The sequence below is a fragment of the Bacillus crepusculi genome, assembly GCF_014764715.1.
Taxonomy (GTDB): domain Bacteria; phylum Bacillota; class Bacilli; order Bacillales; family Bacillaceae; genus Bacillus.
Genome location: NZ_JACXXE010000001.1, coordinates 42,959 through 58,343, shown reverse-complemented (window position 1 = coordinate 58,343; position 15,385 = coordinate 42,959). Strand labels below are relative to the sequence as shown.

Below are 15,385 nucleotides of genomic sequence, written 5' to 3'. Positions count from 1 at the left end.
TCTCCAATGTGTCCCTAGTAAAAAATTGCAAAAGAAGAAGAAGGGCGTAATTTGCCCTTCTTTCGTTATTCAACAGCCAAAATATATGAATATAGCGGCTGTTTTCCATCGTGGACTTCAACTTCTACCTCTTCAAATGTTTCTTCAATAAAGGCTTCTAACGCTTCCATCTCATCGGATGATGCGTCTTCTCCTTTAATGATCGTGACAATCTCATCATCTTCTGTCACCATATTGGTCAGAAGCTCTTTGGCTGCATCTAATTGATTTTTCGCCGTTAAGATGATTTTTCCGTTGAATAGACCCATATAATCGCCTTTCTCAATGTCGATTCCATCAATTTGAGTATCTCTCACTGCAAAGGTAATTTGGCCGCTTTTCACATGAGCAATCGCTTCTAGCATCGCTGCTTCATTGTCTTCATTTGAAGCTGTTTCATTGAGAGAAAGAAGTGCCGACATTCCTTGAGGTACGGTCTTTGTTGGAATCACAACGACCTCACGACTTGAGACAGTTGCCGCCTGTTTAGCTGCCATGACAATATTAGAATTATTAGGTAAGATAAAGACGGTTTCGGCATGTATGCTTTCAATTGCTTTGACAATGTCTTCTGTGCTCGGATTCATCGTCTGTCCACCTTCGATGACGACGGAAGCCCCGATACTTTTAAACAAGTCAGCAATTCCTTCTCCCATTGCGACGCTCACGACTCCGAAGCGCTGTTTTTCAGCAGCAGGTGCTTTTGGTGCAGCAGGCGCGTGATCTCTTTCTTCATTCACAATTGAGCTATGCTGCTCTCTCATGTTTTCAATCTTCATATTAATCAGGCTGCCGTAGCGCTGTGCATATGATAAGACATCTCCTGGCTGCTCTGCATGAATATGAACTTTCGCTAGTGTATCATCAGATACGACAAGAAGTGAATCTCCGAACTCGCTTAAATCTTCTCTGAATGCATTCTCTTCAAAGGACTGTTTGTCTTCTTCAAATTTCACCATAAATTCTGTACAGTAGCCAAATTCGATATCTTCTGTGTTCATATGACTTTGTGCACTTTTATGATGCTCTGCACTTACAAGTTCTTTCAGCGTTGGCAAAGAGGCCGTTTTAGCAGGGAGTTCTTCTCCTCTTAATGAAGCAAGGAAACCTTCATAGACGTAAAGAAGTCCTTTCCCTCCACTATCGACAACGCCCACTTCTTTTAAGACAGGAAGCAGATCTGGCGTTCGGTCAAGCGACGCTTTTGCCTCCTCAATCGTTAATTCTAACACGCGGTCAATTTGATCTTCTGTCGCTGAAACAGCAACCGCTTTCTTTGCTGCATCCTTCGCAACCGTTAAGATGGTCCCTTCAATCGGTTTCATCACGGCTTTATATGCTGTATCAACACCTGCCTGTAAGGCAAGGGCAAATTCTTTGGCATCAATCGACGCTTTTTGTTCTATATTTTTACTGAAACCTCTGAAAAGCTGTGACAGGATGACGCCTGAGTTTCCTCTTGCGCCCATCAATAGTCCTTTTGACAGAGCCACCCCGACCTTACCAATGTGATCGGTATTTGTTTCTTCAACTGCTTTTGCCCCTGAAGTCATCGACAAATTCATATTTGTCCCCGTGTCTCCGTCTGGCACTGGAAAAACATTTAACGCATCAACAATTTGTGCGTTTTGAGAAAGATGGTGAGCACCTGCAAGAATCATTTTTGCAAATGAACGGCCATCAAGATTTCTAATAGACAATATATTTCCTCCTTACTACGGGTTCGTAACTTTTACTCCTTGTACATAGATGTTGACCGAGTCAACAGAAAGTCCAATTGTGTGAGAAATCGTATATTTGACTTTCGTTTGAACATTATGTGCGACTTCTGATATTTTTGTACCGTAGCTAACGATGATGTACATATCAATATGAATGCTGTCTTCTTTTTGACGCACAAGAACACCCCGGCTGAAGTTCTCTTTGCGGAGAATATCCGTCAAGCCGTCCTTCATTTGATTTTTGGACGCCATGCCAACAATACCATAGCAATCAATTGCAGCGCCTCCTGCCACCATTGCAATGACTTCATTTGATATATCAATTTGTCCGTATTTCGTTCTAAGTTCAATGGACACATTGGTTCCCCCTTTTTGAGAAATTGCCCTGAGTTATCACTATTTTACTATAAGACCCTTCTTTTTAAAAGAAATCATTCAATCCGACCCAATCCTACTTATACTATAGCCTTGATTTTTTATCAAGATGTCAAGGTATTTTTCTTGAAAGAGGAGCAAACAATCCTTGCAAACCCCTTGAAGCTGTGGTAAATTATTAAAGTATCTTGAGGCATCTCTAAGAACGTATATGATGTTTTCGCAGTTAGGAGGGAAACAAATGGCACGTAAATGCGTTATTACAGGCAGAAAAACAAAGGCTGGGAACAACCGTTCTCACGCAATGAACTCTACAAAACGTACATGGGGCGCGAACCTTCAAAAAGTTCGTATTCTAGTGGACGGTAAGCCTAAAAGAGTATATGTATCAGCTCGAGCTTTGAAATCTGGTAAAGTTGAGCGTGTATAAGCAAGAGTAAACGCCTGCTACAGTTAATTGTAGCAGGCGTTTTTATGTGGAAATAAAGGAGATTACTCATTAATCTTTCTTAAATGAACCAAGCATCGCACGGACAATGCCCCCAAGAAATCTAGGCAGTTTGATTGTATAAAATTTCATTTTGTCCCCCTCCTAAAAGTACCGCTTGCAGCACAATTGAGCTTAATCAGCCATCCACATTGATAGGTTGGTCAATCTTTGCTTCTTACCATTATTAATATGCCTTCATGAAAAGAAAAAGTACCATTTGAGTGGATGAGTTCGTTACTAATACATAGTGTGGAACCAGGCGCAATATGACAATTTTTCAGTGGATATTTGAAACCTTTTAATGTCAGCTTTTCCACCGGTGTCCCAAAGGGCAGAAACGACACGTATTTTTTGCCCACGTCTTGTTTGATTTCGTATGTACCAGGAGCAAACATTTGAATAATATTTTGTTTGTCTACAAGTGTGATGGTCTGCTTGTGCTGAATGCCTTTGTAAAGGAGATGGATATTTCCTAGAAAATGATCGGCTCTTCCGCCTGTTATGCCGTATATTTGAATATGAGCTGGGTGCTGACGCAAGGCCCAGTTAAGCGCGAGCTCTAAATCGGTTTCGTCTTTTTCTGCCTGAAATACATTCAGGGCAGGCAATGCCCTTTTGAGCTGGCGAAGCTCTTCTTCTGTCACACTATCAAAATCACCAAATGCCTTAGCAGGGACAATGCCGTGCTCTAGTAAGAAGAGGGTTCCCCGGTCTACACCAACCCAGAGAATGTCATCCTTAAATGCTTCACGTTTAAGGGGCGGAATGTATTCATAAGGACCGCCGGCGACGATATGTATGTGCATGATATACGCTCCTCTCCATTTAAAAAGAACCAAAGATCACAATGCCTTTGGTTCCTTTTTTTACGCTTCTCGAATTGCCTGAATGGCTGCTGCGCGGTTGTCTTGACCGTATACGGCTGAGCCGGCTACAAGTAAATTAGCGCCTGCTTCCTTGCAGCTCTTTGCAGTCTCTGCATTGACACCGCCGTCTATTTCAATGAGTAAGCCAGTTAAGCCCTTTTGTTCACTAAGTGCTTTCACTTCTTTTACCTTCGTGAGGACAGATGGAATAAACGCCTGTCCGCCAAAACCAGGATTCACCGTCATAAATAACACAAGGTCCACATCCTCTAATACATGCTCAATTTGAGAAACAGGTGTGTGCGGATTCAAGACGACTCCTGCTTTTACACCTTGTTCTTTTATGTGCTGTATCGTTCGGTGCAAGTGCGGACATGCTTCCACATGAACAGAAATAATGTCAGCGCCTGCTTTTGCGAATGCAGGGATATACCGATCTGGCTGTTCAATCATTAAGTGAACATCGAGCGGAAGACGCGTATGCGGTCTAATCGCTTCGACGACATTCGGTCCAAATGTGATATTCGGGACGAAGTGGCCGTCCATGACATCGATATGAATGTAATCCGCTCCGCCTTGTTCCACATCACGGATATCTTTCTCCAAATTGGCAAAATCTGCCGATAAAATGGAAGGGGCAATATAAACCATGAGTTAGTACCTCGGCTTTCTGTCTTTGATTTCAGTTAAAAACTCTACATAATGCTGATAGCGGTACTCTCTGATTTGCTCCTGCTCTACCGCATCTTTTACCGCACAGCCAGGCTCTTTCACGTGCAGGCAGCCTCTAAACTTACAATCTGCACTCAGATCTCTGATTTCTAAAAAGTACAGACCTAAATCCTCCGCTTCGATGCCGGTAAATTCAAGTGAGCTAAAGCCTGGTGTATCTGCAATGAGACCTTCAGCTGTACGAATGAGTTCCACATGTCTTGTCGTATGCTTTCCTCTTCCAAGATGGGATGAAATATCATCTGTTTTCAGCCCCAGATCAGGGCTCATCGCATTTAAAAGGGAGGATTTACCTACACCAGACTGACCTGCAAATACAGTCATTTTATTGTGAAAGTGAGGGGTCAGCTTTTCAATTCCATCTCCCTCTATGGTGGATGTTAAATGAACATCATATCCAATTCGCTGATAGTCCTCTGCATATGCTTGAATGGCTTCGTGCTCTTGCTCTGTTTTCAGCAAGTCCATTTTTGTGATACAGATAATCGGCTTAATATGATTGGCTTCAACAAGCACTAGAAATCTGTCTAAAAGCGATGTGCTAAAGGTTGGCTCTGTCGCCGAGAACACAAGCACCGCTTGATCGACGTTACTGATAGGCGGCCGAACAAGTTCGTTTGTCCGCTCTTTCACTTCCAATAAGTAGCCTTCTTTATCGTTGTCCGCTTGATAGACGACATAATCTCCAACAAGAGGTGTGATTTTGTTTTTCCGAAAAATGCCTCTCGCTCTGCACTGAATCACTTTTCCACTTTCTAAAGACTCATCCAGCACATAATAGAATCCGCTTAATGCTTTAATAATTTTGCCCTCAGGCATAAAGTCCCTCCTTTATTCATCATCAGGGTATTCGATCGTTTTAGAGCTCACCACTTTATCATCAACCGTCACCTGATAATATCCTTTTTGACCTGGTTCTATCTTAAATTTAATGGTTCGTTCGGTTGGTGCAGTGATTTTAAAGGTTTCATATAAATCAGAAATGCTGTGTTCTGCATCATCAATGGAAATTTGGACATTCATTTCTTGCCCTTCCGTTTCTGGTTCATATGGGATTGCAATCTTTTCTGTGACCGTTTTGGCTGGTTTTTCCTTCGGTCCAAGAGAGAATGTGATTTTAACCGTATCACCTGGTTTGACAGCAGTCCCAGCTCCTGGTTCCTGCTTCATGACCTCACCTTTTGGCACATCATCAGAATACGCTTCTTTTTCATCGAGCTTTAATCCATTATCCTCTAAATAATTCGATGCTGCCTGTTTACTATACGTCGTTAAATCCCGTAATGTAATATCAGCAGGGCCTATGCTGACAGTCAGTGTTACTTCTTCATCTGCTGCCACAAGCTCTGTATTCGCTGAAGGGTTCTGTTCCATGACAATCCCAGATTCGGTGTCATTATCATTTACTTCCTCCACGACGACCTGTTTAAACCCTTTTTTCTCTAATAATTCCTTTGCTTTCTCGACCTTTTCGCCTGTTACATCAGGTAATTCGGTCTTTTCTTTGCCTGTACTTTCGTAAAGTTGAATCTCTGTTCCTTCTTTTACCTTTGTACCGATTTTTGGGTCTGTTTTGACGACAAGCCCTTTTTCAATTTTCTCATCAGCGATATCAATTGGTTCAGAAGCGACGGTAAATCCAGCTTTCTTCAAGGTGTCTTCTGCTTTTTCAACCGTCATGCCTGATACATCAGCGACCTCAACATCTTTTGGAAAGAGTAGCCCCGGAAACACAGTGATGGCTAAAATCGTCGCGGCTGTCAAAATAAATAAGATGGCTGCCACAACCCAAGGCCATTTTTTCCGTTTCTTTTTCGGCTTTTGTTTCTCTTTTTTCTTCGGTTTTTGAGCAGGATGTATAGCTGTTTTTTCATTGTCTTGATCGACCTCATGATCTTGGATGATTGGGATCGCTTTCGTTGCTTCATGATCTTCTTCGATGACAAAGCGTTTTTCTTTTAGCCTTGCAGGGTCAAAAGCTGTTTTTAAGTCTTTTTGCATTTCAGATGCATCTTCAAATCGATAAAATGGATCTTTGGCCATCGCCTTTAAAATGATGTTTTCCACACTTTGTGGAACAGAAGGATTCCATCTTCTCACAGATGGCGGTTCTGATTGCAAATGCTTCAGCGCGACACTAACCGCTGATTCCCCTTCAAATGGCATGCGTCCTGAGATGAGTTCATAGAGGACAATACCAAGTGAATAGATGTCTGACTTTTTCGTTGCAAGACCTCCGCGTGCTTGTTCTGGAGACAAATAGTGTACTGAGCCTAGGACCGAATTTGTATGGGTAATGGTCGCTGAACTGAGCGCCATGGCAATCCCAAAATCAGTGACTTTGATATTGCCCATGTTGTCTATTAATATATTGTGAGGCTTGATGTCCCGGTGGACGAGCTGTTTCGCATGGGCTTCTTCCATCGCCGAAACGACTTGCTCCATAATGCGAATGGCTTCTTTCGGATGAAGCGGGCCATTGGCGTGTATGTATTCCTTCAGCGTCATTCCCTCGACATATTCCATGACAATATAGTAAATATCATCTTCTTCTCCTACATCGTAGATGCTGACAATGTTCGGATGATCTAAGCTTGCGGCTGATTGCGCTTCTCGCCGGAACCGTCTAATAAAATCATCATCGCTTGCAAAGTCAAACCGCAAAATTTTAATCGCTACTTCGCGATCTAAAATCATATCCTCCGCCAAATAAACGTTTGCCATTCCGCCTCCGCCTATGACGCGAAGAATCTGATAACGGCCGCTGATCCGTTTTCCGATCAACACTTGCTGTCACCCTCCTCTGGCTGGGAGGAGATTTCTAACAGTACTGCTGTAATGTTATCTTCACCGCCGTTGTCATTCGCTGTTTGAATTAACTCTGTTACTTTTTCATCTGGTGCGGTTGTTTGCGATAAAATGTGAATCAAATTCTCTTCTTCTATTTTATTCGATAACCCGTCTGAGCAAAGCAAAATTTGATCTCCTGGATCGACTTCAAAAGTTCGTGCATCAATTTGAACGTGTTTATCCGTTCCTAAAGCTTTGGTCAGCACATTTTTTCTCGGATGATATTCTGCATCTGCTTTTGAAATCTCACCTGTTTTCACAAGCTCATTGACAAGCGAGTGGTCATCCGTTAATTGGGTCAGTGCTCCTTCTCTTAATAAGTAGCAGCGGCTGTCTCCAATATGCGCAATTGTGACCGTTTGCAAATGAACGAGCGCACAAACAATGGTCGTTCCCATTCCTTGGCACTCCTCATGGTTTCTCGCATGTTCATATACTTGATCATTGATGTCACTAATTTTTGAGATTAACCAGTTTTCTTGATCGGCTGGTTTATTTGGAATGGAAGATGCTGCTTCCCAGTATTCTTTTAAAGAAGAGACTGCCATCTTGCTGGCTACATCACCAGCAAGATGACCTCCCATCCCATCTGCTACAACAGCTAGAAGTGTGTCTTCTTTTGCTTCAAAAATACCTGCATCATCTTCATTATGCTGACGGACTTTTCCTGTATCGGTAAGAAAGGCTGCCCTTATCAACATTCGTCACCTCGTCTCTTCCTGACGCTCCTTCGCTCTTAGCTGACCGCAAGCAGCATCAATGTCATGGCCTTGCTCTCGTCTAATCGTCACGTTTACGCCTTTTTCTTTCAGCGTTTTTTCAAATAGGAAGATTTGTTCTCTTGGTGTTCTCACATAATCTCTCTCCGGTACATAGTTCACCGGAATCAGGTTCACGTGGCATTTAATTCCTTTTAATAATTCTGCAAGCTCTTCCGCATGATGAACTTGATCATTGACTCCGCCAAACAGGCCGTATTCAAAGCTGACACGTCTGCCTGTTTTTTGAATGTAGTATTCAATGGCTTCCATTAGTTTTGGCAGCTTATACGCCTTATTGATCGGCATCAGGCGGCTTCTGATCTCTGTGTTCGGTGCGTGCAAGGACACGGCAAAGTTAATTTGCATTTGTTCATCAGCGAATTGATAAATCTTTGGAATGATTCCGCTTGTTGAGACCGTAATATGACGTGCGCCAATATTTAAGCCCTTGTCATGGTTAATGATTTTTAGGAATGCAAGCATTTCTTCAAAGTTGTCAAACGGTTCACCGATCCCCATGATGACAACAGAGCTGACTCTCTCATCCGTTTCATCAAGCGCCTGCTGCACTTTCAATACTTGGGCTACGATTTCACCCGCTTCAAGGTTTCTTTTCAATCCGCCAAGTGTAGATGCACAGAATGTACAGCCAATTCTACAGCCGACCTGCGTGGTAACACATACAGAGTTGCCGTATTCGTGACGCATGAGCACTGTTTCAATTGTATAACCATCATGTAATTCAAATAAAAACTTGATCGTTCCATCTTGAGATGTTTGTTTGATCACTGTTTTTAAGGTGGTGATCGCAAATTGATCCTTTAATTTTTCTCTTAGTTCCTTTGAAAGGTTAGACATTTCGTCAAAGGATGTCACACGTTTTTCATAAAGCCATTCAAAAATTTGGGTTGCACGGAAAGGCTTTTCACCTTGTTCTTTTAACCATTCTTTCATTTCGTCAAGCTCATATGAGTAAATCGACGGCATATCTGTTTTCAGTTCTTTTCTTACTTTTTGTTCTGTCATTTTTTATCCCTTCTTTCTCATGCTGCAAATAAAGAAACCATCTGTTCCGAAATAATGAGGAAGAATTTGCACACTTCCGTTTTGAACAAACGGAGCAACCTGCTCAGGCAGCCGTTCATTAAGAGATAGATCGGGTTCGAAGTCTTGGTGTTCTTGTAAAAACGCATGGATCACTTGTTGATTTTCTGTTGGATCCATTGTACATGTACTATATACAAGGGTTCCGCCTGGCTTTAGAAGCGAGGCTGTTTCATTTAGGATGGCCTGCTGAATAGTAGCAAGCCTTGCTGAGTCTTCTTGAGACTTTGTATATTTCATATCTGGTTTTCGTCTGATGACACCAAAGCCAGAACACGGCGCATCAATCAGAATACGGTCAAATGAAGCTTCGCTGTAATCATCCGCTGCTTTCCTTGCATCAAGCGCTTTTGCCTCAATATGAGTCAGGTGCAGACGCTTTGCTGCTTGTTTGATGAGTTTCACTTTATGTTCATGTAAATCAAGCGAAACAATTTTCCCTTCATCATTCATTCGCTCTGCGATATGTGTTGATTTGCCGCCAGGAGCTGCGCAGGCATCAAGCACCGTTTCCCCTGGCTGAGGGTCTAGTGCTCTTGCAACAAGCATTGAGCTTTCATCTTGAATGGTCACAAAGCCTTCTTGAAAAGATGGAGTCGATACGATGGACCCTTTCATGAGCTTCAGTGCATCCTCAGATAAGTCGCCGAGCTCTGTTTCAATTCCTGTATCCATCAGTTCCTTCTGTAAGGTCATGCGATCGGTTTTCATTCGATTGACACGAAGGGTTTGCTTTGGCGGTACTAAATGAATGCGGCACATGCTTTCAGCCGCTTCAAAGCCGTACGCCTGAACCCATTGCTGCACAAGCCATAATGGATGGCTTGTCTCAATCGAGAGCCGCTTGACCGGATCTTGAATGGCATCAAATGAAGGAACGCCTTCTCTTTGTACTGAACGAAGAACACCGTTGACAAGTGAAGAAATGCCTTTATGACCGCGCTTTTTCGTTAGCTCGACTGCTTCATGGATGGCTGCACGATCTGGAATTTTTTCAAGGTAGACCATTTGGTAAAGAGACATCCGCAAAAGCTGCATAACCCATGGAGCCACCTTTTGCGGTTTTTTCACAAAAGGCGCCAGCATATAATCTAATGCCAGCTTATTTTGCAGTGTACCATACACAAGCTCTGTTAACAGTGGTTTGTCCTGATCTGCCAGATCTTTATCTTTCATGACTGACTGCAACAGCAAATTACTGTAAGCTTGGTTTTGTTCAAGTTTGATTAAAGCGTCCAGCGCTACTTCTCTCACATTACTTTTCTTCATTCATTAACCCTAATTTCTGTCCGATTTCGATATTTGCGCCTCTTAAGAAGTCTTCGCCGCTCATTTTTTTCTTTCCAGCCGGCTGCACACTTGTTAATAAAAGGGCTTGCTTATTCCCAGTTCCAATGACCGGTCCTTCTTTTTGCAGCTCAATCACTTTCCCAGGTTCTTCTTTCGCTTGAAGCGGAACTTTTTTCGCTTCCCACACTTTTAAATGAGCGCCGTTCCATTCAGTATAGGCAACTGGCCATGGATTTAAGCCGCGAACTTGGTTGTAAAGCTCTTCTCCGGTTTTTGTCCAGTCTATTCTTTCTTGCTCCCGCTTAATATTAGGTGCGTACGTTGCCGCCTCTTCATTTTGCGGAATCGGAGAGATGGACCCGCTCAGAACATTCGGGACAGTATCTTTTAGCAACGCAGCGCCTGCTATACTTAATTTATCATGCAAGGTTCCAACGTTGTCTAATTCATCAATTTCTACTTCAACTTTACTAATCATGTCACCTGCATCGAGTCTTTCGACCATGTACATGATGGTCACGCCTGTTTTCTTTTTCCCTTGCAAGATCGCATAATGGATCGGCGCGCCGCCTCTTAGCTCTGGCAGTAGCGAAGCATGCACATTGATACAGCCAAATTTAGGCTCATCCAGCAGCCTTTTTGGTAAAATTTGTCCAAATGCTGCTGTTACAATTAAATCCGGCTTTAATGCAAGCACTTTATCGATCTCTTCATCAAGGCGCACTTTTTCAGGCTGTAGAACAGGGATGCCATGCTTTAAGGCTTCCACTTTCACAGGAGGCGGCGTGAGCACTCGTTTTCTGCCTTTCGGGCGATCTGGCTGCGTGACGACCCCTACGACCTCGTATCCTTCTGTTATCAGTGTTTGCAGCACAGGTACTGAGAAATCAGGGGTTCCCATAAATACAATACGTGCCATTTTCTTCACCCTTCCATTTCCTCAAGTTCTTTTTCTGTATAGGTTTGAATGATTTTCGACGTGAATAATATGCCGTCTAAATGATCAATTTCGTGCAGTAAGGCTCTTGCTAAAAATCCTTCTGCTTCTATTGTAAATGGTTTGCCTTTCTTATCAAAGGCTTTCACCTTCACATAGTTTGGTCTTTCTACAGTGCCGTATAAAGATGGAAAGCTCAGACAGCCTTCAACGTCTGTCTGGCTTCCTTTCACTTCAAGAACCTCGGGATTCACTAAATTGATTCTGCCAGATTCTTCTCCTATATCTACAACGGCGACTCTTTTTGAAATACCGATTTGCGGTGCTGCTAGTCCGACTCCGTCTAGCTCAAGCATTGTATCATACATGTCATCAAGCAGTTTTTTGAGCTTTTTATCGAACGTATCGACAGGCTCTGTCTTTTGTTCTAGCACGTCTGCTGGATGAATGACTATTGGTTTTATTGCCACTTAAAGCCCTCCGTTTTACATCATCATATATGGATTCATATCTATTGAAATCATCAACTGTTTTTGTTCGATTTCTTTTTGATAATGATCTTGTATTTTCCGTAGTAAACTTGCCAGTTCATTTTCCCTTTTGTATTTTATCACGCATTGATATCGATATCTATCTTTGATCTTAGCAATCGGAGATGCAGCTGGACCAAGAATTCGTGTATTCGGTGCACAGTTCATTTTCAGAAACTGGACAATTTGATCAGCCACATGCGCTGCCTTCGTCACTTCTTCATGTGACACAGTCACCATAGCCAAGAAGTAAAACGGCGGATAGGATTGCTGACGACGATGCAGCATCTCCTGCTCGTAAAAGGCTTCATAGTCATGCTGCTTGGTTAATTCAATACTATAGTGAGAGGGCGTATATGATTGAATAATGACAGAGCCTGTTTTTTCATGGCGTCCTGCCCGGCCGCTGACTTGCGTGAGAAGCTGAAATGTTTTTTCACTCGAACGAAAATCAGGGATATGAAGAGATGTATCTGCACTTAGTACACCGACAAGTGTGACATCCGGAAAGTCTAACCCTTTTGCAATCATCTGCGTCCCGAGCAGAATGTCCGCTTCTTTGTTGCCAAATGAGGTGAGAAGCTTTTCATGAGCACCTTTTCGAGAGGTTGTATCTACATCCATTCGGATGACCCTCGCCTCAGGTAATACCTTTGTGAGCTCTTCTTCTACTCGCTGCGTACCTGTACCGAAATAACGGATATGCTCGCTGTGGCATTCTGGACATTCGGCAGGAACCGGAGCTTCATGACCGCAATAGTGACACTTCAGCCGTTTTTGATAACGATGATAGGTGAGAGAAATTTCGCAATGAGGGCATTGCTCTACATATCCGCAATCACGGCACATCACAAAGGATGAATAGCCTCTTTTATTTAGAAATAAGACAGCTTGTTCTTTCCTTTCAAGCACCTCTTTTAATCTGAGCATTAATTCTTCTGAGAACATGGACCGGTTGCCATTCCTTAATTCTTCTCTCATATCAATTAGCGAGACGTGCGGCAACTGCTGCTGGTTCACGCGCTGCTTTAGCGTGAGCAATGTATATACACCTTTTTTCGCACGCGCATATGACTCAAGCGAAGGTGTCGCACTGCCTAATACGACTGGACATTGGTGCCGCATTGCTCGTTCAATCGCGACATCCTTAGCATGGTATCGAGGCATTTCTTCTTGTTTATAAGATGATTCGTGCTCTTCATCTATGATAATCATGCCTAAATTTTCAAATGGAGCGAAAACAGCAGATCTTGCGCCCACGACAAGCTTGACTTCCTTGCGGTGAATTTTCCGCCATTCATCATATTTTTCTCCTGTCGATAAGCCGCTATGAAGAACAGCCACATTTGAGCCAAATCGTTCTTTAAACCGCTGAACCATTTGAGGGGTTAATGAGATTTCAGGAACGAGGACGATCGCTTCTTTTCCTTTTTGGAGGACATGATCAATCGTCTGCAAATAAATCTCGGTTTTGCCGCTTCCAGTCACCCCGTGCAGCAGAAAGGTTTCGTGCTGATCATCACTCACTGCTTGATGAATAGGTTTGGCCGCCTCTGCTTGTTCTGGCGTGAGATCAAGTGAAGCAGATGGTGTAAACTCCCGGTCGCGGTAAGGATCCCGGTAGACCTCTTCATAGCTTTCAGTTAACAGCCCTTCTTGAATAAAGGCTTTAAGCGTTTGAGAACTAGCACCTGTTTGCTGCTGTAAGTCTTTCGCTAAAAAGGTCGCCTCACTTGCTTGAAGCAAAAAGGAGAGTAGTGCCTTTTGTTTCACCGCATTTTTCTTTAGCTGCTGCTGCTTTTCTTCGAGTTTTTCTTTTGGTGCAGCCAAATGGAGCGTGCGCATCTTTTTCTTTCCAGATTTTTGAGAGACATGATATCTCACCTCTAGATGACCTTTTTGGACATGCTTTTGAATGTGCTTTAGTTGTTCAGGCGGGATGTCAGCGTAAAGTATGCTTTCTTGCTGACCGAAAAGCTCTTTCAATGACTGCGGAAGGTCTTCGTCTGATAACACCTGAATTTCTTTTTCATATTTTGCCTTCATGGCTGCAGGCAGCATGGATTGAAGAGCGGTAATATGATAGGACAATGTTTTTTCCGTCAGCCAGTGGGAAAGCTCCATTAGCTCATCTGTCAGAACAGGTGATAAATCAAATAAATCCACAATGTCCTTGATGTTTCCTGTCTTTACGTCTGTTACATCTTTGACCCTTGTCACAAACCCTTGAATCTTCCTCGGACCAAAGGGGACGACGACCCTCATGCCCGCTTTGACGAGGTCCTTGAAACGATCTGGCACACGATAGTCAAATGGCCGATCAATGGCTTTCGTTGTGACGTCCACTATGACTTCAGCAATCATGCTCGATCACGCTCTTTTGGCAACAGCTGTTTTGCCTCCCTTAGGATTTCAACAGCGAGGTCTTTTTTGCTCATCATTGGCAGCTCTTTTTTTGTTCCATCTGCTTTGATAATCGCTGCCACATTTGTGTCTGTTCCAAAGCCGGCACCCTCTTTTGTGACATTGTTGGCAACAATCATATCTAAATGCTTGGATTCGATTTTCTTTTTCGCATAATACTCTACATCCTGCGTTTCAGCTGCAAAACCGACCAGCACTTGATGCTCTTTTCTTTTCCCCAGCTCTTTTAAAATGTCTTTTGTCCGTGTGAATTCAATCTCTAGTGCGCCGTCCTGCTTTTTCATTTTATGAGGATATGCCGTGACAGGCGTATAATCGGCAACAGCTGCCGATTTAATCACAAGATCCGCTTCCCTGTATACATCTAATGTAGCCTGGTACATGTCCTCTGCCGATTCAACGTGCACCACGTTTACATATTCAGGCGCAGTCAAAGAAACCGGGCCAGAAATCAGCGTCACATCAGCCCCCATTTGCTGGGCAGCTTCTGCAATGGCATAGCCCATTTTCCCAGTAGAACGATTTGTAAAGAAACGAACAGGATCAATCACTTCTCGTGTAGGTCCTGCTGTCACCACGACTTTTTTACCTGAAAGGGGTAAGTTTTTTGGCTCCTCGAAAAACGCACGAATGTGTTCTACAATTTTTTCAGGCTCCTCTAAACGCCCTTTTCCAATATAGCCACAAGCTAAATAACCTTCACTTGGCTCAATAAACCGGTATCCGTCTTCATATAACGTGCGAATGTTCCGCTTCACAGCCGGGTGATCATACATATGCACATTCATCGCCGGTGCGATCCATACAGGCGCTGTTGAAGCAAGCAAGGTGGTTGTGAGCATATCATCTGCAAGTCCTGCGGCCATTTTACCAATCGTATGTGCTGTTGCAGGAGCTACGAGAATGAGATCGGCCCAGTCAGCTACATCAATATGCGCAATGACTCTTGGATTGTTCTCTTTAAATGTATCCACATACACCTCTTGTCGAGATAGGGCTTGGAAGGTAAGCGGAGACACAAACTCACGGGCAGATTCCGTCATAATCACTCTTACATTTGCGCCCGCCTGTACGAGTTTACTAGTAAGTGCAGCTGCTTTATATACGGCGATTCCTCCGCTGACGCCGAGCAAAATATTTTTTGACTGTAACATTTGTTTGTCCCCCTTAACGGCCTTTTTCACAAATTCGTCCACAATTCAAAAAAGTCAAAACCAATCATAGTTTTGACTTTTTTGAACGTATCGTCACTGCATTGCAGAAGCG

At 43.2% G+C, this 15,385-nt stretch carries 15 protein-coding genes; 1 reads left to right on the top strand and 14 read right to left on the bottom strand.

Annotated features, from left to right (window positions below):
• Nucleotides 1-65: 65 nt before the first annotated feature.
• Both IEE86_RS00300 and IEE86_RS00295 read right to left on the bottom strand, forming a co-directional pair.
• Nucleotides 66-1,739, bottom strand: coding sequence for a DAK2 domain-containing protein (locus IEE86_RS00300; RefSeq protein WP_191095425.1), 1,674 nt, complete (start codon nucleotides 1,737-1,739; stop codon nucleotides 66-68).
• A gap of 15 nt (nucleotides 1,740-1,754) precedes the next feature.
• Nucleotides 1,755-2,117 carry an Asp23/Gls24 family envelope stress response protein gene (locus IEE86_RS00295; RefSeq protein WP_099725893.1) on the bottom strand — a complete coding sequence of 121 codons (363 nt, stop codon included), beginning with the start codon at nucleotides 2,115-2,117 and terminating at the stop codon, nucleotides 1,755-1,757.
• A 259-nt stretch (nucleotides 2,118-2,376) separates the two neighbouring features.
• On the opposite strand from IEE86_RS00295, the gene rpmB reads away from it, so the two are divergent.
• Nucleotides 2,377-2,565: a 50S ribosomal protein L28 gene (rpmB, locus tag IEE86_RS00290; RefSeq protein ID WP_003212514.1), complete on the top strand. Its 189-nt coding sequence runs from the start codon at nucleotides 2,377-2,379 to the stop codon at nucleotides 2,563-2,565.
• Nucleotides 2,566-2,634: 69 nt separating this feature from the next.
• On the opposite strand, the gene spoVM is transcribed toward rpmB, so the two are convergent.
• The 12 genes from spoVM to coaBC form a co-directional block, all read right to left on the bottom strand.
• A complete protein-coding gene (spoVM, locus tag IEE86_RS00285; protein ID WP_008354550.1) occupies nucleotides 2,635-2,715 on the bottom strand; it encodes a stage V sporulation protein SpoVM in 81 nt (26 codons plus the stop codon).
• Between the two features lie 71 nt (nucleotides 2,716-2,786).
• On the bottom strand, nucleotides 2,787-3,431 hold the full coding sequence (locus IEE86_RS00280) for a thiamine diphosphokinase (RefSeq protein WP_191095424.1): 645 nt from the start codon (nucleotides 3,429-3,431) through the stop codon (nucleotides 2,787-2,789).
• A 60-nt stretch (nucleotides 3,432-3,491) separates the two neighbouring features.
• Complete coding sequence (rpe, locus tag IEE86_RS00275) at nucleotides 3,492-4,142, bottom strand: ribulose-phosphate 3-epimerase (protein WP_191095423.1); 651 nt, start codon at nucleotides 4,140-4,142, stop codon at nucleotides 3,492-3,494.
• Between the two features lie 3 nt (nucleotides 4,143-4,145).
• Nucleotides 4,146-5,042 carry a ribosome small subunit-dependent GTPase A gene (rsgA, locus tag IEE86_RS00270; protein WP_191095422.1) on the bottom strand — a complete coding sequence of 299 codons (897 nt, stop codon included), beginning with the start codon at nucleotides 5,040-5,042 and terminating at the stop codon, nucleotides 4,146-4,148.
• 12 nt (nucleotides 5,043-5,054) lie between these two features.
• A complete protein-coding gene (pknB, locus tag IEE86_RS00265) occupies nucleotides 5,055-7,010 on the bottom strand; it encodes a Stk1 family PASTA domain-containing Ser/Thr kinase (protein ID WP_191095421.1) in 1,956 nt (651 codons plus the stop codon).
• Nucleotides 7,004-7,774, bottom strand: coding sequence for a Stp1/IreP family PP2C-type Ser/Thr phosphatase (locus IEE86_RS00260; protein ID WP_191095420.1), 771 nt, complete (start codon nucleotides 7,772-7,774; stop codon nucleotides 7,004-7,006). The genes pknB and IEE86_RS00260 overlap by 7 nt, the downstream gene beginning before the upstream one ends.
• 3 nt (nucleotides 7,775-7,777) lie before the next feature.
• Nucleotides 7,778-8,860 (bottom strand): dual-specificity RNA methyltransferase RlmN, encoded by a 1,083-nt coding sequence (gene rlmN, locus IEE86_RS00255; RefSeq protein WP_191095419.1) that lies wholly within the window; start codon nucleotides 8,858-8,860, stop codon nucleotides 7,778-7,780.
• Between the two features lie 3 nt (nucleotides 8,861-8,863).
• Nucleotides 8,864-10,207 carry a 16S rRNA (cytosine(967)-C(5))-methyltransferase RsmB gene (gene rsmB / locus IEE86_RS00250; protein ID WP_191095418.1) on the bottom strand — a complete coding sequence of 448 codons (1,344 nt, stop codon included), beginning with the start codon at nucleotides 10,205-10,207 and terminating at the stop codon, nucleotides 8,864-8,866.
• Entirely contained in the window at nucleotides 10,194-11,147 is a 954-nt protein-coding gene (gene fmt, locus IEE86_RS00245) for a methionyl-tRNA formyltransferase (RefSeq protein WP_191095417.1), read from the bottom strand. The genes rsmB and fmt overlap by 14 nt, the downstream gene beginning before the upstream one ends.
• Nucleotides 11,148-11,152: 5 nt before the next feature.
• Complete coding sequence (gene def / locus IEE86_RS00240; RefSeq protein ID WP_191095416.1) at nucleotides 11,153-11,635, bottom strand: peptide deformylase; 483 nt, start codon at nucleotides 11,633-11,635, stop codon at nucleotides 11,153-11,155.
• A gap of 15 nt (nucleotides 11,636-11,650) precedes the next feature.
• The gene (priA, locus tag IEE86_RS00235) at nucleotides 11,651-14,059 is read right to left on the bottom strand and encodes a primosomal protein N' (RefSeq protein WP_191095415.1); all 2,409 of its coding nucleotides are present in this window, start codon (nucleotides 14,057-14,059) and stop codon (nucleotides 11,651-11,653) included.
• Nucleotides 14,056-15,273: a bifunctional phosphopantothenoylcysteine decarboxylase/phosphopantothenate--cysteine ligase CoaBC gene (coaBC, locus tag IEE86_RS00230; protein ID WP_191095414.1), complete on the bottom strand. Its 1,218-nt coding sequence runs from the start codon at nucleotides 15,271-15,273 to the stop codon at nucleotides 14,056-14,058. Before coaBC ends, priA begins: the two co-directional genes overlap by 4 nt.
• Between the last annotated feature and the right edge of the window lie 112 nt (nucleotides 15,274-15,385).